This is a genomic window from Streptomyces sp. NPDC014864 (assembly GCF_043081525.1).
Lineage (GTDB): Bacteria > Actinomycetota > Actinomycetes > Streptomycetales > Streptomycetaceae > Streptomyces.
Map to the genome: position 1 here is coordinate 63,797 of NZ_JBIBWT010000026.1, position 18,268 is coordinate 82,064.

Genomic DNA, 18,268 nt, shown 5'->3' on the forward strand with positions numbered 1-18,268 from the left:
ACATGCCCGAGCAGCCCAGCTGGCGCACCAGCTCCTACACCTCGCAAGACACGTGCGTGGAGGTAGCCAACAATGCCCTGCACGCCGTCATGGTGCGCGATACCAAGGACCGCGGCCGCGGAGTCATAAGCATTCCGCCGACAGTCTGGACAGCCTTCCTGCGGTATGCAAAGGCATCAGCGGTAGATGAGTGGTAGACGGCGCGGATGCCCCGTTGATCTCAACGGTTGCATGGCGGAGCTCTACGTCGCAGCGCAGGGCAAGAGCCGGGATCGGTTGCCTGGCCCGCAGGATCGGCTGCCGTTGCGTAACGGGTCGTGAGAGTGTGACTGCAGATCACCCATGAACCAAGGAAGGAGCCAGGTGTCCGGGGGATCCAGGAGAGCCCCAGCAGAGCTCGGCCGTGCTCACCGTGTTCTCATCGGTGTGGTCGTGGCTGGTGCCGTGATGATTGCCGGGATCGGGTTCGCCGGTTCGTACGCGGCCGTCCGCGAACTCGCCTTCAAAAAGGGCTTCGGGAACTTCAGTTACGTCCTGCCGGTGGGCATCGACGCGGGCATCTGCGTCCTGCTCGCCCTTGATCTGCTGCTGACCTGGATCCGCATCCCTTTCCCGCTGCTGCGGCAGACGGCGTGGCTGCTGACGGCGGCGACGATCGCGTTCAACGGCGCCGCCGCGTGGCCCGACCCGCTGGGCGTTGGCATGCACGCGGTGATCCCGATCCTGTTCGTGGTGTCGGTGGAGGCGGCCCGGCACGCGATCGGGCGGATCGCGGACATCACCGCCGACAAGCACATGGAGGGCGTCCGGCTCACCCGCTGGGTGCTCTCGCCGCTCCCGACCTTCCTGCTGTGGCGTCGTATGAAGCTGTGGGAGCTGCGCTCCTACGAGCAGGTCATCAAGCTGGAGCAGGAGCGCCTGGTCTACCAGGCGCGGCTGCGTTCGCGCTTCGGCCGGACCTGGCGGCGGAAGGCTCCGGTGGAGTCCCTGATGCCGCTGCGGCTGGCCCGCTACGGCGTTCCGCTGGCGGAGACGGCCGGCGCGGGCCTGGCGGCCGCGGGCATTGACGAGCCCCCGATCCAGTTCACCGTCGAGCGGACCCCGGTACCGGCCCAGCGGCAGAGCCTCGAACTCGAGGCCGCAGTGGAACAGGAGAAGGAACTGGCCCAGGTACACCGCGCGCACCCCCAGCCGGTGGAGCAGCCTCGAACAGCAACCCCTGAGCAGCCGCACGACCTTGCGGACGAAGGGAACGCCCAAGACCTCGCCAACGCCTATCAGGACTGGATGACCGCCTTCGAATTCGAGCCCACCAGCGCGCAGTTCGCCATGTGGCTCCAAGACCAGTACGGCATCGCCACCGCGGCCGGCGGGTCACTGTCCGACGCGCAACTCGAACCCCTGCTGCAGCTCCTCAGGCAGCGGCACACGTCCTCGGCTGAGGACGGGACCGAACCCCAAGGCCCGCACGACGCTGACGACGAATGGGGTGACTACTTCTACAATGCCTGGCTCGCGTACGCGCAGGAGCACAGGGCCTACCCCGACGCCGCCGCCCTCGCCACGTACGTCTACGAGCGGGATCAGATCACCGGCGGCAACGGCCAGCCCATCGCGGGCGCAGACCTGGAGTACTTCGTCTCCACCTTCCGCCATCGCGAGTTCGATGAGACGGAGCCGGCCGCTGACGAAAAAGCCGCCGGGCCCGCCGCGCAGGCGCCCACCGATGAGTCCGTCCCGAACGAGGACGAGTCTGAGGAGACACCGGCCGGCGCAGGCGCACACCCCGCCAAGGAAACGCGCAGTCCGCGGGTGAACGCCCCCATCGACGAGCCGCCGGGCCAGGACGACGCGACCGGGGAGCCCGCCGCGCTCACCACCGTCGACCGCTACTACCTTGCCTGGACCGAGTACCAGACCGAGCACGGCGAGGAACCCAAGGCCGAGCAACTCTCTACCTACCTCGCCAGCGAGAAGGGCATGACCGGTCGCGGTGGAAAGCCGGTCAGCCCGTCCACCCTGCGCCGCTACCTCTTGCCGTTCCGCGTCTACAACTTCTGGGCGAAAGAGCGGGTGCGCAACGAAACCCCGTCGCTCGAGGCCGTTGCGCAGCAGTGCGCAGCCCACGGGATCACCGCGCAGCACAACAAGCCCCTCACCACCGACTACATCGCCGAGCAGGCCATCGCCTTCGAACGCCGCTGGCAGGCGCTTACCCTTCACCACGCGCAGCCACAGCAGTAAGGCCGCGCCCTGCTCGTCGCTGTGCCACACCAAGCCAGTCAGCGCCAACGGCTGCGCAGTCAAGGAAAAGCCGCAGGTCATCCCAGCATTGCGCAGCCGCGGCGCCGATTGCGCAGCCAGGGCGCAAGCGGTCTGCGTACTGCGCACCCGCCACCGAAACAGTAGGAACCATGCGTGCCCTGCGCATTGCCCCCGACACCACTGTCACGGAACTCGACCTGCCCGCGGCCGATGCGCACTTCGCGATCCAGGACCACATCAGAACGACCCACGCTGTTCATCAAGGCGCGTACTACCGACGAGCCCTCCTGCACATCCACGGAGACGGACGCGCGACCCGGCTCACGCAGAACACCACCGCATGGGCCCTGGCGAGCGCCTGGCGAGGCATCGCCCTTTACCCACTACACGGGCCAGTCATCGTCACGGACGTGCTCAGGATGGGGGAGCGGCCGCCCCGGACGACGGCCTGGCCCAGCACGCGCACGCGGTTGCGCAGACCGTGAGGGAAACACTGGGGGAGTGGCGTAGCCGGCCGCCCGCGTCCCACGAGGCGGCCCTGAGCGAACTGCTCGCCTACGCGGCCCGGGACGTTGCCCCCAGCCAGTAGCGCGCACCACGCAGGCCTGCGCACCACCCCTACAGCGCCTTGCGCACCGCCGAGCCCGAGCCGTTGAGGAGCTCGTTGATGAGCTGCTCGGTCTCCAACTCCAGGGAGCAGTCCAGCGCCCGGTTGACCTGCTGGACGCGGGTGATGGCGGTGTGCAGCCCCTGCCGGTTCCCGGCCGCACTCTCAATCCGAAGCCAGTCCCGATACATCAGCTCCGCCGTATCGTCGACATCGAGCGCGGTCGCGACCGCCTGGCGGGCCGCGCTGAGGTCGTGGTGCGGGCCCGCAGGCGTGCGGTAAGTGGCCACGGTGTGCGCCACGTCGATGATCCGCGTGACCATCTCCTGCTGATAAGGCTCGGCCCAGGGCAGCGGCTTGCCGCCGAACGGCCTTCCCCTCACCAGAGTGAGCGCCTTCTCCAGATCACTCAGGCCGGCCGGGCCCAGTGGCAGCGCGCGCTCGACGAGCTGCAGGAAACGCGTCCAGTCACATCGCACGCCGGCCGCGAGCCGATAGGGGTCCTCGCCCGCCTTGCGGCGCGGCACGTAGAGGCTGCCGGAGGAGTCGCTGCCCAGGGAACTGCGCAGGCCCTGCATCCGCGCGTTGAGGGTGCTCGTCGACCAGGGGTTGACGGGATCCATGTCGGCGCACAAGACATCGGCGCTCCGCCCGGGCCGGAAAAACAACAACGCCGCGAGCTGCGCCATCCGCGGGCCGTGGCCGGTGCTGTCCACACCGTCGACCTCGACGGGGCCCAGCACCCGGATCTCCGGGGCATGCAGGTCATGCGTCTCGCACTCGTCTGCCTCCGGCAGCGGTCCCGCCACGGCGGCCTGCTCGGCGGCAGCGTCCCCGTCTTCCGAACCCTCGACGGCCGGGGCAAGGGGCGCATCGGTGCCCGACTCGCGTTCCTCCTCGGCCTGAGGCGTGGGCGTGGCGGCGGGCAGGAGACGCAGCCCGGACGGATCCGTGGTCGCGGCGAGCAGGGCAGGGAAGACCTCGCCGCCCACGTCCGCGCCCGATGCCGACGAAGGGGTCGTGCCGGGGCCGGTATCGAGCGCGGATCCGGTGAACTCCTCCGGCGCGGGCTCCTGCCAGACGGGCTCGTCCGGGACGTCCTGCCACGGCCCCTCGGCCGGGTGCGCCGGCTGCGCGGACACCCGCAGCGCGGTGGTGATCTGAAGGTACGAAGCATGCTCCAGGCGCTGCACCGTGATGTCGGTGCCGGCGGCGTCGAGAGGCTGCAGGTCGCTGACCGAGGCGTTGAGGATCTCCGCCTCCGGGAAGTGCGCGGCCGCCGTGCTGGCCGGCGCGACCAGAGTGACGGGGACTGTCCCGGCCTTGTCGATGACGTCGGCGAACTTCCAGGCGGTGTCCGAGTCCAGGGCCGCCGCGCACAGCACCAGGTAGGGCTGGTGGCTGGTCTCGGGCATCTGATGTGCTTCCAGCAGCCGTTCGCTCAGGTCGCGCAGCGCGTGCGCGACCTGCCGCATGTGGGCGATCCGCGCCGTGGGCAGCAGCTTTGGCAGGTCCTCGCCGAATCCCACCGTCACGACCTCGACTTCGCTGGCCCACGGGCTCATCCCGAGTTCCAGGGCGAGCGAGGTGCACACCTCGGTGATGTGGACCGGATTGCCGTCGAGCAGAACTGCGGGCAGCCGGGCGAGGTTGAGCAGCAGCAGGTCGCCTCCCGCGGTGCTGCCGATCGTGACCAGTCCCGGATACGGTGCCGGCACCTCGCGGGCGGCCTCTTCGTCCAGGAGGGGGGCCTCAGCGGGCAGGGTCCACCAGCCGCCCCGCCCGGCAGCGAAGGGCGCCACGGGTTCCTGGGCGGGGTCCTCGGGCAGCACCTCCACCGTGCGGGCACCGATACGTGCGGCCCGCACCGGCGGCAGGACCGCATCTTCCTCCTGGGCCAACTGGTGGGCCAGGGTCCGCAGGGCCACGTCCAGGCGGGCGGTGCCGCCTGGTTCGGCGGCCGCCGCCAACTGGGCCTCGGCCGGGGAGGTTTCCGCCGCGATGGCGATCTTCTCGCCGGGTTTGCGGCGGCGGCGCTGCAGCGTCCTGCGCAGGGCGAGCGCGCCGGTGATGGCGGCGGCCAGCAGCGCACCGGCTCCCAGGACGGTGCGCAGGTTCAGCGGACCGTCGGACGGAGCCGACGCCGGCGTCTCGGATCCGGTGGCGGCGGGGGAGGAGGCGGCGGAACTGGACGCCTCGGCCGACGCCGACGGAGAGGCGGCAGAGGACGCGCTGCTGCTGGGCTGCGGCGTCGCAGACGGGGCGGCGGAGGGCGAGCCCTGTGCCTGCCCGGGCTGCTCGGCGGGACGGCTGCTCGTTGCGCTGGGAGCTGATGACGTGGGAGCGGGCGCCGTGCTCTGGCCTGCAGTTGGCGCATCCCCGCCGTCATTGCCCGGCGGCTGTTCGGCGCCGGGCGTCTTCGCTGGAGGGGGAGTGCTGTCCTGGCTGCCCGCCGCATCGCCGTCGTCGCCGCCTTGCGGCGGAGCGGGCTGTTCGGGCTGGGCGCCGGGCACGGTAACCTGCTGCCCCGCATAGATCATGTTCGGGTTGGTGATCTCGGGCAGGCCGTGCGGCTGCGGCTTGTCCTTGCTGGCCTTGAACAGCTCGGGCCGCTGGTCGCCGTCGCCGAGTTCCTCCTCCGCGATCTTCGACAAGTAGTCGCCCGAGTGGACCGTGACGACATGCTCACCATCCCCGGAGGAAGCCGCAGGTCCGTCGCCCAGCTGCGTACGGACGCCGCCTGCAACGGCGCTGGTGTCGGGCATCTGAAGCTGCCAGCCGGGCTGCAGAAAGCTGTTCGCGCGGAAGACCTGCCCATCGGGCATGACGCGGCCTTCGTTCAGGGTCGCGATCTCCCGCCACCGCTCGCCGTCCCCCAGTTCCCGCTCGGCGATGCCCCACAGACTCTCCGCCGGCCGCGTCTCGCGCACCGTGTACGTACGTGACGTCGGCGTGCTTGCGGAGGATGCGGGTGAGGCCTGGTCGGCTTGGGCGGCTGACTGCGGGGCTTGGACCGTCTGACCCGCCACGCGTCCCGCCGTGGGGGCCGGTGCGGCCTGCGCGTCGGAGGCCAGGGCCGAACTCGTGGGCAGCAGCACCAGGATGCTGCCGATCAGCAGGGCCGCGGCGCGCTGCGAAGCACCCATCCCCCGCGGGACGTGCCACGTCCGGCTGCGCAGCTGCGCGATGAGCTCGCGTACCGCGCAGAAGCCGAACTGCGCCCACCCGATCCAGCCCACCGCGACGAGCAACAGCAGAAAGACACTGCCCGTGTCCTGCCGGTCCAGCAGGTGGGTGAGGTCGTCATGGGTGGCAGCCCAGATGACCGGGGTAGCCCAGGCCAGCAGCAGCGGCAGCCCGGCGACCGCGGCAGCCAGGACGAACAGGCTCATCACGGCCTTGAGCACCCGGGCCAGGGTGCGGCCCACCGCTGCGGCGGGGGAGCGGGTGGTGGTGCGCATCAGTTTCCTTCGGGAGCGGTGACGCCGTGCAGGAGGGTGGCCTTGCCATGGCCGGTCACCGACAGAGAGCCGATCCCGACCACCGACAGGAACTTCGTGTCGTACGAGCCGGTGACAGTGACGTTGAGTGTCTTGCCGTCGCCGGACACGCTGACCGTGCCGGTGGCGTCGGCGGAGCTCAGGTAGGCCTGCGCCGCGGCCGCCGCGGCTTGGGGATCGACGGTGATCGCGGTGCCGTTGATGGCGTCGGCGGGGTCGATGGCCTGTCCGCCGGCGCGGGCGGCCTCGCCGGCGATGTAGTCGGCGCGTTCGGTGGCGCGCATCTTGCTGCCGCCGTCCACGGCGACGCCGATGATCCCGATCAGCGCGAACACGCACACGGCGACGAACACGGTGACGCCGCCCCGGTCGTCACAGCCAGCCTGCCGTATACGACGCAAGATCATCAGTCCCCTCGCTGTCTGTACTGGTCCACTACCGAGGTCGCCGTCGACGTGAGCGTCTTGGCCCCCGGCACGCCCGGCAGCAGCAGATCCGACAGATTGACCGTGCAGGTCACGGTCACGGTGACCGTGCCGACCTGCCCTACCGGCACACTCAGGCCGCCGGTGTTGACGCGGACGGACGTCGAGGCGCACGTGATGCCCTGGTCGTCCAGGGACTGGGCGGCTGCCGACTGCGCGGCCCCTTGGGCGGCCGCCGCCGTGCGGTGAATGGATGCCTCCCGTGCCGCATCCTCAGCCGCAGAGTCGATCTTCGCGCCGGACGTGACGATCCGGCCGCCGGCGATCGCCAGGCACAGGAACATGATCAGCGACGGGAGGATGACGGCCGCCTCGATCGCGGCACTGCCCTCGTCGCTGCGAAGCCTGTGAGCCAGGCGGGCCATGTCTCGCACGTGAATCACACCCCCGCTACCTGATAGGCCAGGTTCGGGCGTGGATGGTCGTTGCTGGTCAGGGGTGGTGTCTCCCGGGTCGGTGAGGTGGTCGAGTTTTCGGTATTGGTGAACTTTCTTCGGTTTTTGGGGTGGTGGGGTTTCAGGCTGGGTGGGTGAGTGCTGAGCTGTGGGCGGGTGGGGCGGAGTGGGTGGATGAGTTTGTGCTGGCATTGGCGGCTCGTGGGGTGACGGATCGGTGGGTGGGGCAGCAGCGGGCGTGGGTGCGTGAGCTGCTGGTTTTTGCCGGGTGTCCGGTGTGGGCGGTGTCGCCTGCGGATGTGGATGGCTGGCTGGCGGCTGCCCGGGTTCGGGGTGCGGGGACACAGACCCGGGGGCAGATGGCTCACGCGGTGCTGCGTTTCTATGTTTTCGTCCAGGCCCGGCATGGGCGGGACGTTGAGGACGTCACGGGCCGGCCGGTGGTGCAGCCGGTCGATGAGTTCAACCGGCCGCGCCGTCTGACCCGGGTAGGGGTGCGGATGCCGCCTTCGGTGCGGGAGATCGAGATCCTTTTCACGGCTTGGCGTTCTCATCTGCCTGGTGTGCGGGGGAGGGGGTTCTTGGTGGCGGCGCGGGATTATGTGGCGGCGTCGCTGTGGCGGCGTGTGGGCCTGCGGATCAACGAGACGGTCGGCCTGGAGGTGGGGGACTGGTATCCGCATGCGGGCACCCGCGGGATGCTGCACGTGCGCTGCGGTAAGGGCGCGAAGGGGAGTGGGCCCCGGCCGCGGCTGGTGCCGGCGATCGACGGGGTGGACCGGCTGCTGGCGTGGTGGTTGTCGCAGGTGCGCTGGCAGTTCGGTGACGAACTGGCCGGCGGGCGTGCGGCGTTGCTGCCCAGCCGCTTTCACACCACCGCCGGTGGCGGTTTGCGTCCGGCCTGTGCGGTGACCTTGCGCCAGGGCCTTGCGCAGGCGGTCGAACGGTGGCTGCCGGCCTGGGCCGGCCGGTTGACGCCGCATCCGCTGCGGCACTTCTGCGCCTCCCACCTCTACCGCCAGGGGATGGACCTGGAGGCGATCGGGGCGTTGCTGGGACACACGTGGCTGTCGACGACGGCCCGGTATGTCCATGTGCCGGCCGAGCGGATCGAGTGGTGCTGGCAGCAGGCGAACACCCGGGTGGCGGGGCGTCTGCTCGGCCCTGCGGACACACCTGCTGGTGCGCAGTGACGGGGGACTTGAGCGTTGAAGGAGAGGGCGGGCGGATGCGGTGGGAGCTGCGCCTGCGGGCGGCCGAGCGGGGGGTGTTCAAGGCGGTTGAGATGCGTCGACTGCTGGCGGGCGCCGGACTGGACATCAGCGCGGGGAAGATGTCGGCCCTGTGGTCGACGACGGTGGCGCCGGTGTCGGTACGGTTGGATGACCTGCAGGTGATCTGCCGGGTGCTGGGCTGCGACGCGGCCGGTCTGCTCGTCCTGGATCCTGCGCCGCCACAGCCGTCGGCGGCAGCGACGGTTCCTCCGCCCGGCGAGGCGTGGTCGTGGGGCATCGGTCGGACAGCGCCACAGCCGGTCGGGCATGTGCGGCCCTCACGGCCACCGGTGTGACGGCCCTGTGGCCCGCTCAGCCCGCGTATGCCGACGTGATGGGGATACAGGGCCAGGAGCCGGAGCAGGTACGGGAGTTCGTACGGAGGCGGGGCCGGCCGCCGGTGTGTGCGGCATGCGGGCTGCGGCCGGTGGCGTTCACCCGGCCGCGGGTCGATGTCTGTTTCCTCTGCCTGCCCGGCGGCCCGCACAGCCCGCCGCCCTGCCTGGTGTGCGGCCGGGTGGGGTTCTTCTACCATCAGGGCCTGTGCACCGGCTGCCACCCCTTCTCACCGGACCGCCGCGACGCTTGCCCGGACTGCTACGCCTGGGGTGTCAGCGCTACGTCGAAGTGGCGGTGCTGGGGCTGTCTGTCCTGGCATCGCAAGTTCACCCGCACCGGCCCGGGCGGACCGTGCACTTGGTGTCGGCGCACGGTCGCGCTCAACCATGACCGGGTGTGCCGGATGTGCTGGGTGCAGCGCCTCCGGCTGCGTCGTGCGACGGGCGACTGCCACGCCTCCTACGAAGACGCCCTCGCCTGCGGCTGGGTCCAACTGTCCTTCGCCAACACCCGCGCCCAGGAACGCAAGCCCACCCGCCCTCCGCCCGCGACACCGACCGGTGCGCCGCTGGTGCCGTTCACCCACCGGCAACTGACACTCTTCGAGCCGGCGACGCCGCGTATGCTCACTGCCTCGGGCGGTGTCCCACAAGATCCGGTGTTGTCGGGCTGGCTGGAGCGGGAACTGACCACCTGGGGCCGATCCCGCGGCTGGTCGCATACCACCCTGGTCCGCTGCCGCCAGGGCCTGCGGATCCTGTTGGCAGTGCAGAACACCCCCGGTGGCCCGGTGCCGGCCGGTTTGCTGCAGCAGCTCTCGGGCAAGGACCTGGGAGCCCGCCTGCTACGCGAATTCCTGACCGACTACCGCTTCCTCGGAGACGACCTCTCCGCCACCATCGAAGCCTGGTTCGCCCGCACCACTGCCGCCCTACCCGAGCCGATGCACAGCCAGATCGCCGACTGGTTCACCACCCGCCTGCACGGCCGCACCGAACCGCCCCGCGTACGAGCCCGCTCTCCGATCACCATGCGCCAGCATCTGAACTTTGCCTTACCGGTCCTCACCCGCCTCGCCGCCGCCGGCATCAACGACCTCACCCACGTCACCGCCATGGCGCTCCACCACCACCTGGCCGCCTGCCACCTCACCGGCAGCAACTACATCAACACCGCCTCCGCGCTGCGCACCGTCTTCGCCTTCCTGCACACCCACCACGACGCGCCCCGCAACCCGGCCCATCACCTGCGGGTCGGCAGCCACCACCGCCCCCTCCCGTTGCCGGCCGACCTCGCCCCGATCCGTGAGGCACTCACCTCGCCCGATCCCGCCCGCGCTGTCATCACCGCCCTGCTCGCCTTCCACGCCCTGCGCCTGCAGGAGATCCGCCGCCTCACCCTCACCGACCTGGACCTCGACCAGGGCCGCCTACACCTGCCCAAACGCACCGTCCTGCTCGCCGAACCCGTCCAGGCCCGCCTGTCCGCCTACCTCACCCACCGCACTGCGACGTGGCCACGCACCGCCAACCTCCACCTCTTCCTCACCCACCGCAGCGCAGCAACCACCACCCCGGCCAGTCGACCCTGGCTGTACCGCAGGTACCCGTCCTCCAGCCATCTGCTGCGCGCGGATCGCATTGTCGACGAGGCCCTGGCGGCCGGGGACACGCGGATGACCTGCGAGCTGTTCGGGCTGAGTTTCGACGCCGCTGCCCGCTACACCCGCCCCTACACGGATGCGGCTGCCGCAGCCGCCCACAAGCTGCCGACATCCTCTCCGTCCCCCGCGACCGTTCTCCCGCGAGCAGACCCGACGTGACCACTTAAAGCCAGGATCGACGGCTGACGCTGCAACGTGGGATCCCATTGCTCGCCCTGCCCGCGCCATCGCACACGGCTTCGTCCCAGGCTGGCGTGCAGCAGCGGAACGAGTGGCTGGTCGACCACGCACGACAGCGCGGTGTGGGCCCGGATGATGGACATCGCGGAGACTGCGGCCGAGCAGTCCGCCCGCACCGGCGCCTGGCGCACCCGCGCCGCCTCGAGCAGCGCCAGCTGATCACCTGCCACTGCACCGGAATCAAGATCACCCTCCCCCTCCTGCGTGAGGACGGCAGTGGGAAGCCGTACGACCGCCCCCCCCGCGGCGACACGGAGGAGAACCTCTTCCTGCAGATCCCGGCGAATTTCTGGACGAAGGGCTACGACGAGCAGCTGGACCTGCCAGCCCTGGCGCTCCTCCTGTTCGTGGCGCGCGGTCGCGCAGCGCGACCCGTTGAGGGCGCCACTGGTCGGGTGACCGGTCGCCCCGGTGCCGGTTAGTGGGGACGGAAACGGCGATGGGCAACGGCGGTCCGCCACCGCCCGCGTCGACTCGGTCGCAGTGCACCACGGGGACGCCGACACAAGGCCCCGGCGCGGCCGGGTCGCGCGCCGCCGCTCGGTCGTACCGCCTGGCGAACCAGGTGCACACGCGCACCTGCTGGGCGATCGCAGTGATGAGCACGAAGACGTCACCGTATCCGGGTCCGCCGGTCACCGGCGGGCCCTCGTTTTGCTGTTGAATCGCGCGGGCCGAGGCTCCTGAGCCTTGGCCCGGCGCTCGAGGTGGCGAATCCACGCGAGCAGCAGGTCACGCTTGTGCTCGGACTCCTCCGGCATGACGATCTGGGCCAGGCCGAGGACGAGGGACACCACGAGCGTCCCGACCACGGCGGCGACCACGGCCTCCCAAGGGGCCTTGGCCATCTCCAAGGCCGTGAGGACAGCGCCTCCACTGAGGACTCCGACCGCCGCGCGGCGGACTCTGGCGCGCGGCGACGACTGTGCGGGCGTGCTCATCGGGCCGCCCCCCTCGAGTTCTTCTCCGCGGCCTTCGCGCGCGCCCACTCCAGTTCGATCTCCGGCGGGATATGCAGCTCGCCGGTCTTGCGCCGGTTCTTGACCTTGATGCGGAAGGCGTAGCGGGCGTTCTCCACGTCGCCGATCTTGATGCCGAGCTCGTCGGCTATCTCGCTCCTGGACAGGCCGTCCAGGGTCATCAGCCACACGGCCCGGTCGCGCGGCTTCAGCTTGGTGATCATGCCGGTGAGGGTGTCGCACAGCTGGGCGACACCCGCGTCCGCCAGCTCGGGGCCGTCCAGGCCCAGCACGCGGGCGAGCATCTCGTCGGGCATGCGCCGCGCGTGCCGCTCGAAGCGGTCCTCGCGCTCGTCTCGCCAGGTGTAGAAGACGCGGGGGAAGACCAGCCCGCAGCGGCCGTAGAAGAACGAGGTGAGCTTCGTCGGCCGGCCGTTCTTGCCGCGGTGCGCGGATGGTGCGTACCCGCCCCGCTTGAGGAGCTCCGGGAAGGTCTCCAGCGCGACGTAGATCGTGCGCACGGCAAGGTCCTCGCGGTCCGCGGAGTTGCGGTGCAGGGCGGAGCGCTCCTCGTCGCTCATCTTCAGCGGCGTCTTGGACTTCGCGGTCAGCGCCGCGAGCTTGTGGGTGTGCCGCATCGCGACCATCAGCGGCCTGAAGGCGTAGCCGAAGAGCTCGTCGGCCGTCTGCTGCCACAGGCGCCCGGTGAAGCCGGTGTCGACGAGGTCCTTCACGCGGTCGACGTCGCACTGGATCGCCTCCGGCAGCTCCTCGGTGGTGCTGCCCGTGCTGGTCCGGGACTGGGTCTCCGGACCCCCCGTACTGTTAGAGCGCATACTCTTCCTTGTGTCTCGCCGCCGTGCTCGCGCAGATGCTGGTTGTAAGACCTGACGCTCTGCTGTATGCAAGGCGGTGACGAAAAGCATTAGGTTTGCTCGAAAAAAGTTTGTGGGCGCGCTCTAATCGCCCTCTCAGCTGGGCTAATTCAGAGCGTTTCGGCACCCACGGAACCCTGTCCGGACGGTGTCCGGACAGCACTTCGGCCGCAGTCCGGCGGCGTCCGGACGGCCTCCGGACACCGCCGGACAACGTGGTCGACCCCCTCCTACGCTGGGCGCGCACGACCGCACAGCGTCATCGGAGGCCCGAGTGACCGCAGTTGAGGACTTCTCCCGCCACCTTGCACGTCTGCACGCCCAGGCCGGGGCGCCGTCCCGGCGGGAACTCGCCCAAGCGGACCGGCTACGGCAAGAGCACGATCAGCGAGGCCCTCGCCGGACGGCGCCTGCCCACCTGGGCGGTCACCGAGGCGCTCGCCACAGTCCTCGGCGCGGACCAGGACGAGGTGCGCGAGCTGTGGGTCAAGGCCCGCGGACCCGTCACCGCCCAGGCGACGCCGGACTGGCTGACCTTCGTGCGTTCGGACATCCCCGAACTGGCCACGGGCATAAGCTTTGTCGACGCCTGCGCAGCAGCCGCCAACGATCCCGCGAAGGCCATCGCCTCCAGCTGGGAGGTACTCCGGCTGACCGCCGGACAGATCTCCCACGCCTTCTACAACGCCATCCCTGGCATGTGGTCGTCGCACATCGTCGATACCTTCCGCCGCGCCGAAGAGGACGGACGCCTCCCCGCCGGCGCCGCCGCGGTCGCCAACGTCGTCCACTACCACCACGTCGGGGCGAACATCCGACCCCCCGAAATCCCGTCCACCCCGGAACTCCTGCAGATCGTCATCCTCGCCTACCGGCTGGCCTGGCAGGCCAACGACATCCTCAGCAAGCGCACCACACAGAACTGACCGCCGCTCGATGTCAGCGGCGCGCTCTACGGTCGGAACATGACCTCCTTACCGACCCTGCGCCCGAACGACCGCTGGCTGCTCCACCTCACGATCTGGGCGGCGCGCGCCGACGACACCCGCTGGCAGGAGCAGCTGGCCGCGCTGCGCGAGGTGTCCGCCTACGACCCTGCCACCCAGACGTGGAGCACCTTCATCGGCGCGCTCGACCTGGCCAGCGTCCACACGTTGCAGACCCTCTTCGACGCGGCCCGGTCGTTCGGCACCGGCATCCAGCTTGAGCCGGCACCGGTCCCGGCCACCTGGCCGGGACCGTCCTTCGCGAGTGACACCGCCGTGGCCGCGGTCCTTACGGCTCGGGCCCACAAGGGGCGGCCGCTCGGGCAACTGCCCATCGTCTGAACGACGTGGGCTCGAGCGCACGTCTCCGCGTCCGCACTGGCGTGCCGGGTTGAGCAGCGAGCGGATGCGCCCCTTCATTTACCCGATCTTGTCGACGTGCGGGCAGGTCGGGGACTGCTGGTAGTCGCCGGGCATGCCAACGCCCACTGCCTTCCAGAAGGCTCGGGAGTCGGTGAAGTGCCCGCCAAGCATGTGCCGGGACAGGTCGGAGTGTTCGGCACGAAACGCTGCGAGCCCTACCCTGGCCAGGCCCATCGCACGTACTGCGACAGGGTGGTGAGGCAAGCACAGAGCCGGGTCCGTGCCGACTGCGCTCGCCACGGATCCGACCCTGGACCCCTACCCTCACCAGCGCATGCCCAGCTGGTCGAGGTCGGTGCGGCGTTGCGGGCTCAGCTTCCCGGCTGTACGCCGGACGTTGTCGAGCCAGGTGCCGAGTCAGACCTCGGCGCCGTCGTTGAGCCGTTCGATGGCCTTCCTCGGTACGCGCAGGTGGCCTTCCCGGGCGTGGAACTGCCGGGCGGCGGCGAGGTTGAGCGCCCACTTGTCGTCCTGGGTGCGCTGCACGGGCTGCTCGTCCGGCGCGGCGGGCTCGAGCCCCAGGGCGGCCTCGAGGAGCCATTGCTGGGCGGGGAGGAGCTTTTCCCAGCCGAGCCGCTGCGCGCTGACCCATCGCCCGGCTACACAACCTCGCTCTGAGCTGTAGGTGATTACCTCAGCCGACGCTGTCAGGACCTGTAGGCGGCGGGTCGATGGCCAGGACTGGTAGACCAAACTCCTGGGGCCACCCAGGTCGCCACCGGGTGAGCCACTCGTCGAAGTCCTCTCGCAGGAACCGCGGATCTACCGGCTTCAGCCGAACCTGGGGCCGTTCATCAACCCACCAGACCTCAAACTCAGCCTCGGTGCCCTCCGTCGGCCACCGAGCGGCGTCTTCCGGCAGCAACAGCACGTCGACGAAGCCGCCGACGACGAGTCCGATGTCCACGAAGACGCCGATCGCGCCTGACCTTGGTACCTGGACCACCCTTCCGGAAATGCGCTGCCCGAAGTGCAGTCGGCGACGTGTCTCCTCCCACTCCTGCGTGCTCACCACCAGGACATCCTCCCAGGGCACCAGCCCTTACGGGACGCGCGGTAGCTTCCTAGCGTCGCCGCAGGCCTCATCACTGCTCTGGTCCGGGCTGCGGTGACGACGTGGCTGGTCCGCGTCCCCCGGTTGCAGCAGGCCAGCCGACGCGGCGCCAACCGTCTCCCCTATGCGCTTCGGGGCGCCATCTCGTTTCTCGGCGTGATCACCAAGGCGGGGGCGACAGTCGCGACACCCGCACACCGGGGTGCCCTACCAGCGCATGCCGAGCTCATCGAGGTCGGCACGCCGCTGCGCACTGAGCGTCGCGGCGCGCCTGCGGGTGTTGTTGACGAATTGGCCCAGTCCGACCGCCTCGCCGTCGACATCTTCAACATGCTTCCTCGGCACGGTGAGGTGGCCTTCGCGTGCGTGGAACTGTCGGGCCGCGGCGATGTTCCGCTCCCACGCAGCACCCTGGGAGCGGCGTGCGGGTCGTTCGTCCTCGCCTGCTGGCTCCAGCCTGAGTGTGCTTTCCAGGAGCCATTGCTGGGCGGGCAGGAGCTTGTCCCAGCCGTGCCGCTGCGCCGCGGCCCATGCCCCCAGGTCCTCGCCCTGGACGATGATCTGGCCCGCAGCCGTCGGCAGGGTTCCGCCGGCCTTCACGTGGGCGTGGGCGAGCCGGAAGGCGCGTTGCCAGGCGATGTCCCAGCCGAGGGGGCACCAGCCGGGGTCGATGGCCTCCAGCGCCTCCAAGCGGCCCAGGGATAGCTCCCCGGCGTAGGGGATGTCCTTCTCACCTGCGGCGCGTCGTTCGGCGTTCTCTCGAGTCTTGCGGGCGGCTGCGCGCTGGTTTTTGGCCCATGTCCCAATCGGGTAGCCGTCCCAGACTGTGGTGGCCGGGGGCAGCAGCATGCCGCCGTGCGCGGCCGCGTAGGAGCGGGCGACGGCCAGGCCTTCGGCCCAGGCGGTGTCCTGCACCGACCAGACCATGCCCAGCGCCTCCAGCTCGGCCACGCGCTCCGGCTCGAGTGTCCCTGCCGCGTGGTAGTGGCGCTGATCCGCGACCCATACCCCCAGAGGATGGCCGCTGATGCCCGCCGGCCACTCCTCGGGGGTGACGTACGTGTAGGGCACGCGCAGCTCGCTGCTGCCGGTCTCCCGCAGCCATCGCGTGGCGGCTTCGATGCCGCGCCGCCAGTAGACACGTTCGGGGTCGATGACCCGCAGGCGCACGAACTGAGCAAGCGCTGCCGGGTCGCGTTCCTCCATGAACCGCAGCACCCCGGCTGCCGCAGCAGTCCGCAGCTCCCGCTCTCCGCCCCCGGTGTCCTGGTCCGGGTCGTCGGCGAACTCGCTTTCGCCATCCTCGCCTTCGCCATCCTCGTGTTCGCCCCGTGGGCGGCTGTTGCGGAGGCGGGGGTCGGCGAGGGCTTCGATGGTCTCTGTGTCGTGGGCTCGCAGGGCTCCGAGGATCTTGGCGAGGGTGCCGTAGGTGTCCGAGGTGAGCAATTGATTCGCATCCTCGTCGGGTCCGAGGAATACCGGCACGATCAAAGTGGCCAGCTTTCCCTCACCCGGCTGCATACGCAACGCCCGCCCGACCATCTGCACGATATCCACCATGCTGCCGCGCGCGTCAGAGAAAAGCACCGCATCACATTCGGCGGTATCGACACCTTCTCCCAGAACACGAACGGAGCTCAACACCCGCAAAGCAGCCGGAATATCGCGGCCCTCGAACTCTTCACCTCCACCAAGGAAGTCTGACGCGAATTCGTCCAGGACCTGGCGGCGGTGGCGGGGCGGGTGCTCGCCGTACAGCCAGTTGGCCCACACGCGCTCGGCGGGTGGGAAGGTGTCGGGGGCGTCCTCGGCGAGCCGGGCGGCGATGGCCGGCACGCCGGCCGCCATCGCCTCCGCCTCCCCGATCCGGCTGTGAAAGGACAGCACCCGCCGAAACCGCTCCACGGTCGCGGCGCGCATCAGCCCCGTCTGCACGGCCGCCAGCCGCGCACCGCGCACCGCCGGCGAGCCGGTGTCCTCGCTCCCAAGCGCCGCGTGCAACTCGGGATCGCGGATGTCCAAGCACAGCACCTGATACGGCGCCACCAACCCCAGCCGGACTGCCTCCGACAGCTTCAGCTTGTAGGCCACCGGCCCGAACACCGCAGAGTCCTCATCCATACTGGCCACCAGCCCCGGCGCCCCACCCTCAGCCTCCCAGACACGCGCTGTCGCAGTCATGTAGAGCCGCCGTACGGCCGGGATCTGCTGCTGGTCGTGCACCGCAGCCCACGGCTTGCCCGCATCCCCGCTGGTCCGGTGCGCCTCGTCCACGACCATCAGGTCCCACACCGCCAGGCCGGCCGCATGCGCCCGCTGCAGGATCCGAAGCCCCACGGCCGCATACGTGGCGAACACCGTCACCGACTCCAGACCCCGCGTCCAGGCGACCAGTTCCTCCGGATCCGTCGTGCACGGCAGACCGTCGCTCTCCTCCGCCCGCAGGGAGCAGACCCCCACCATCACGCCCCTACGCCCGCCACGACGCCACGCACGGGCCATCTGGGTCAGGAGGTCGAGCGTGGGCACCAGGACCAGGACCCGGCGAGCGGAAAGCCGGTTCGCGGACTCCACCCCGATCAGCGTTTTACCGGAACCGGTAGCAGCGATCACCTGCGTCCTCAACCCCTTCGGCGGCATCCGACCACCGACCGGAACGGAGAGATTCCGAAGGACCCCATCGACCGCCTCAACCTGATGCGGACGCAACTCCATCTGCGGCATACTGTCCCCTCCAGTCCGCCGTTTCCGGCGGAATATAGTGCCCCTCAACAGGCCCGAACAGGAACGCTTTTACGGACCCTCCAGCGGATATCTCATTCGCGCTCACTGAGAGAGATACCCCGCTATCATCCCAGAATCTATCCGCCCCCTCACAGTGACACACAGCGTTGTGCGGGATGGTGACATGTGGTTAGGCCTGTGGCCCAGTCAGGAGACGCACCGAGCCAACCATCCAGGTGACGAAGCGAATCCCTGACCCCCTCTCACCCACCCTCTTGCTGCCAGCCTTTGACGGGTGCGGAGCACCCGTCAACTCCCTTCCGGGACTGCGGAGCAGGCCCGGAAGGGGGCGGGAATCCGGCGGAGCCGGATTCCCCTACGGGGCAACGGAGTTGACCTGTAGCCCGGAACGGAGTTCCGGGCTACAGGTCAGCGCTTGCGCGGATCCGCCGCGTAGCGGCGGCGCGTCGTGTCTGCGG

General features: G+C 69.9%; 17 protein-coding genes. 9 read left to right on the plus strand and 8 right to left on the minus strand.

From position 1 onward, the window contains the following. The first annotated feature begins 2 nt into the window (after positions 1–2). The 3 genes from ACF1A5_RS31575 to ACF1A5_RS31585 all read left to right on the plus strand — a co-directional run bounded on the left by ACF1A5_RS31575 (position 3) and on the right by ACF1A5_RS31585 (position 2,750). On the plus strand, positions 3–197 hold the full coding sequence (locus ACF1A5_RS31575; protein WP_392196283.1) for a DUF397 domain-containing protein: 195 nt from the start codon (positions 3–5) through the stop codon (positions 195–197). A gap of 250 nt (positions 198–447) precedes the next feature. Continuing rightward, positions 448–2,244, plus strand: a complete 1,797-nt coding sequence (locus tag ACF1A5_RS31580) for a DUF2637 domain-containing protein (RefSeq protein ID WP_392196303.1) — start codon at positions 448–450, stop codon at positions 2,242–2,244. 170 nt (positions 2,245–2,414) lie between these two features. Continuing rightward, a complete protein-coding gene (locus ACF1A5_RS31585; RefSeq protein WP_392196284.1) occupies positions 2,415–2,750 on the plus strand; it encodes a hypothetical protein in 336 nt (111 codons plus the stop codon). A 133-nt stretch (positions 2,751–2,883) separates the two neighbouring features. Here the strand turns inward: ACF1A5_RS31585 and ACF1A5_RS31590 are convergent, their stop codons facing one another. The 3 genes from ACF1A5_RS31590 to ACF1A5_RS31600 are packed head-to-tail and all read right to left on the minus strand — an operon-like array spanning position 2,884 to position 7,222. Continuing rightward, positions 2,884–6,333, minus strand: coding sequence for a hypothetical protein (locus ACF1A5_RS31590; RefSeq protein WP_392196285.1), 3,450 nt, complete (start codon positions 6,331–6,333; stop codon positions 2,884–2,886). Beyond that, on the minus strand, positions 6,333–6,779 hold the full coding sequence (locus ACF1A5_RS31595) for a TadE/TadG family type IV pilus assembly protein (protein WP_392196286.1): 447 nt from the start codon (positions 6,777–6,779) through the stop codon (positions 6,333–6,335). The genes ACF1A5_RS31590 and ACF1A5_RS31595 overlap by 1 nt, the downstream gene beginning before the upstream one ends. Continuing rightward, positions 6,779–7,222, minus strand: coding sequence for a TadE/TadG family type IV pilus assembly protein (locus ACF1A5_RS31600; protein ID WP_392196287.1), 444 nt, complete (start codon positions 7,220–7,222; stop codon positions 6,779–6,781). Before ACF1A5_RS31600 ends, ACF1A5_RS31595 begins: the two co-directional genes overlap by 1 nt. A 164-nt stretch (positions 7,223–7,386) precedes the next feature. On the opposite strand from ACF1A5_RS31600, the gene ACF1A5_RS31605 reads away from it, so the two are divergent. The 4 genes from ACF1A5_RS31605 to ACF1A5_RS31620 all read left to right on the plus strand — a co-directional run bounded on the left by ACF1A5_RS31605 (position 7,387) and on the right by ACF1A5_RS31620 (position 11,190). Continuing rightward, complete coding sequence (locus tag ACF1A5_RS31605; protein ID WP_392196288.1) at positions 7,387–8,445, plus strand: tyrosine-type recombinase/integrase; 1,059 nt, start codon at positions 7,387–7,389, stop codon at positions 8,443–8,445. An 8-nt stretch (positions 8,446–8,453) separates the two neighbouring features. Next, a complete protein-coding gene (locus tag ACF1A5_RS31610; protein WP_392196289.1) occupies positions 8,454–8,822 on the plus strand; it encodes a helix-turn-helix domain-containing protein in 369 nt (122 codons plus the stop codon). A gap of 446 nt (positions 8,823–9,268) precedes the next feature. Beyond that, entirely contained in the window at positions 9,269–10,687 is a 1,419-nt protein-coding gene (locus tag ACF1A5_RS31615) for a hypothetical protein (RefSeq protein ID WP_392196290.1), read from the plus strand. A 95-nt stretch (positions 10,688–10,782) separates the two neighbouring features. Beyond that, positions 10,783–11,190, plus strand: a complete 408-nt coding sequence (locus ACF1A5_RS31620) for a hypothetical protein (protein WP_392196291.1) — start codon at positions 10,783–10,785, stop codon at positions 11,188–11,190. Positions 11,191–11,403: 213 nt separating this feature from the next. Here ACF1A5_RS31620 and ACF1A5_RS31625 read toward each other — a convergent pair whose 3' ends face one another. Both ACF1A5_RS31625 and ACF1A5_RS31630 read right to left on the minus strand, forming a co-directional pair. Beyond that, on the minus strand, positions 11,404–11,616 hold the full coding sequence (locus ACF1A5_RS31625) for a hypothetical protein (RefSeq protein ID WP_392196292.1): 213 nt from the start codon (positions 11,614–11,616) through the stop codon (positions 11,404–11,406). Between the two features lie 89 nt (positions 11,617–11,705). After that, complete coding sequence (locus ACF1A5_RS31630; RefSeq protein WP_392196293.1) at positions 11,706–12,563, minus strand: sigma factor-like helix-turn-helix DNA-binding protein; 858 nt, start codon at positions 12,561–12,563, stop codon at positions 11,706–11,708. A gap of 344 nt (positions 12,564–12,907) precedes the next feature. Between ACF1A5_RS31630 and ACF1A5_RS31635 the strand changes: the two genes are divergently transcribed. Continuing rightward, the gene (locus ACF1A5_RS31635; RefSeq protein WP_392196294.1) at positions 12,908–13,528 is read left to right on the plus strand and encodes a helix-turn-helix domain-containing protein; all 621 of its coding nucleotides are present in this window, start codon (positions 12,908–12,910) and stop codon (positions 13,526–13,528) included. 39 nt (positions 13,529–13,567) lie between these two features. Next, complete coding sequence (locus ACF1A5_RS31640; protein ID WP_392196295.1) at positions 13,568–13,930, plus strand: hypothetical protein; 363 nt, start codon at positions 13,568–13,570, stop codon at positions 13,928–13,930. Between the two features lie 438 nt (positions 13,931–14,368). On the opposite strand, the gene ACF1A5_RS31645 is transcribed toward ACF1A5_RS31640, so the two are convergent. The 3 genes from ACF1A5_RS31645 to ACF1A5_RS31655 all read right to left on the minus strand — a co-directional run bounded on the left by ACF1A5_RS31645 (position 14,369) and on the right by ACF1A5_RS31655 (position 17,789). After that, complete coding sequence (locus ACF1A5_RS31645) at positions 14,369–14,497, minus strand: hypothetical protein (RefSeq protein WP_392196296.1); 129 nt, start codon at positions 14,495–14,497, stop codon at positions 14,369–14,371. 148 nt (positions 14,498–14,645) lie between these two features. Next, the gene (locus tag ACF1A5_RS31650; protein ID WP_392196297.1) at positions 14,646–15,023 is read right to left on the minus strand and encodes a hypothetical protein; all 378 of its coding nucleotides are present in this window, start codon (positions 15,021–15,023) and stop codon (positions 14,646–14,648) included. Between the two features lie 249 nt (positions 15,024–15,272). After that, positions 15,273–17,789 (minus strand): Helicase associated domain protein, encoded by a 2,517-nt coding sequence (locus tag ACF1A5_RS31655; protein WP_392196298.1) that lies wholly within the window; start codon positions 17,787–17,789, stop codon positions 15,273–15,275. Between the last annotated feature and the right edge of the window lie 479 nt (positions 17,790–18,268).

Bases quoted from the DNA above. Each gene is read 5' to 3' on its own strand.
- ACF1A5_RS31625 (WP_392196292.1), bottom strand. From the start codon at position 11,616: ATGGCCAAGGCCCCTTGGGAGGCCGTGGTCGCCGCCGTGGTCGGGACG.
- ACF1A5_RS31585 (WP_392196284.1), top strand. From the start codon at position 2,415: ATGCGTGCCCTGCGCATTGCCCCCGACACCACTGTCACGGAACTCGAC.
- ACF1A5_RS31600 (WP_392196287.1), bottom strand. From the start codon at position 7,222: ATGGCCCGCCTGGCTCACAGGCTTCGCAGCGACGAGGGCAGTGCCGCG.
- ACF1A5_RS31575 (WP_392196283.1), top strand. From the start codon at position 3: ATGCCCGAGCAGCCCAGCTGGCGCACCAGCTCCTACACCTCGCAAGAC.
- ACF1A5_RS31655 (WP_392196298.1), bottom strand. From the start codon at position 17,789: ATGCCGCAGATGGAGTTGCGTCCGCATCAGGTTGAGGCGGTCGATGGG.
- ACF1A5_RS31640 (WP_392196295.1), top strand. From the start codon at position 13,568: ATGACCTCCTTACCGACCCTGCGCCCGAACGACCGCTGGCTGCTCCAC.
- ACF1A5_RS31595 (WP_392196286.1), bottom strand. From the start codon at position 6,779: ATGATCTTGCGTCGTATACGGCAGGCTGGCTGTGACGACCGGGGCGGC.
- ACF1A5_RS31630 (WP_392196293.1), bottom strand. From the start codon at position 12,563: ATGCGCTCTAACAGTACGGGGGGTCCGGAGACCCAGTCCCGGACCAGC.
- ACF1A5_RS31615 (WP_392196290.1), top strand. From the start codon at position 9,269: ATGTGCTGGGTGCAGCGCCTCCGGCTGCGTCGTGCGACGGGCGACTGC.
- ACF1A5_RS31580 (WP_392196303.1), top strand. From the start codon at position 448: ATGATTGCCGGGATCGGGTTCGCCGGTTCGTACGCGGCCGTCCGCGAA.
- ACF1A5_RS31590 (WP_392196285.1), bottom strand. From the start codon at position 6,333: ATGCGCACCACCACCCGCTCCCCCGCCGCAGCGGTGGGCCGCACCCTG.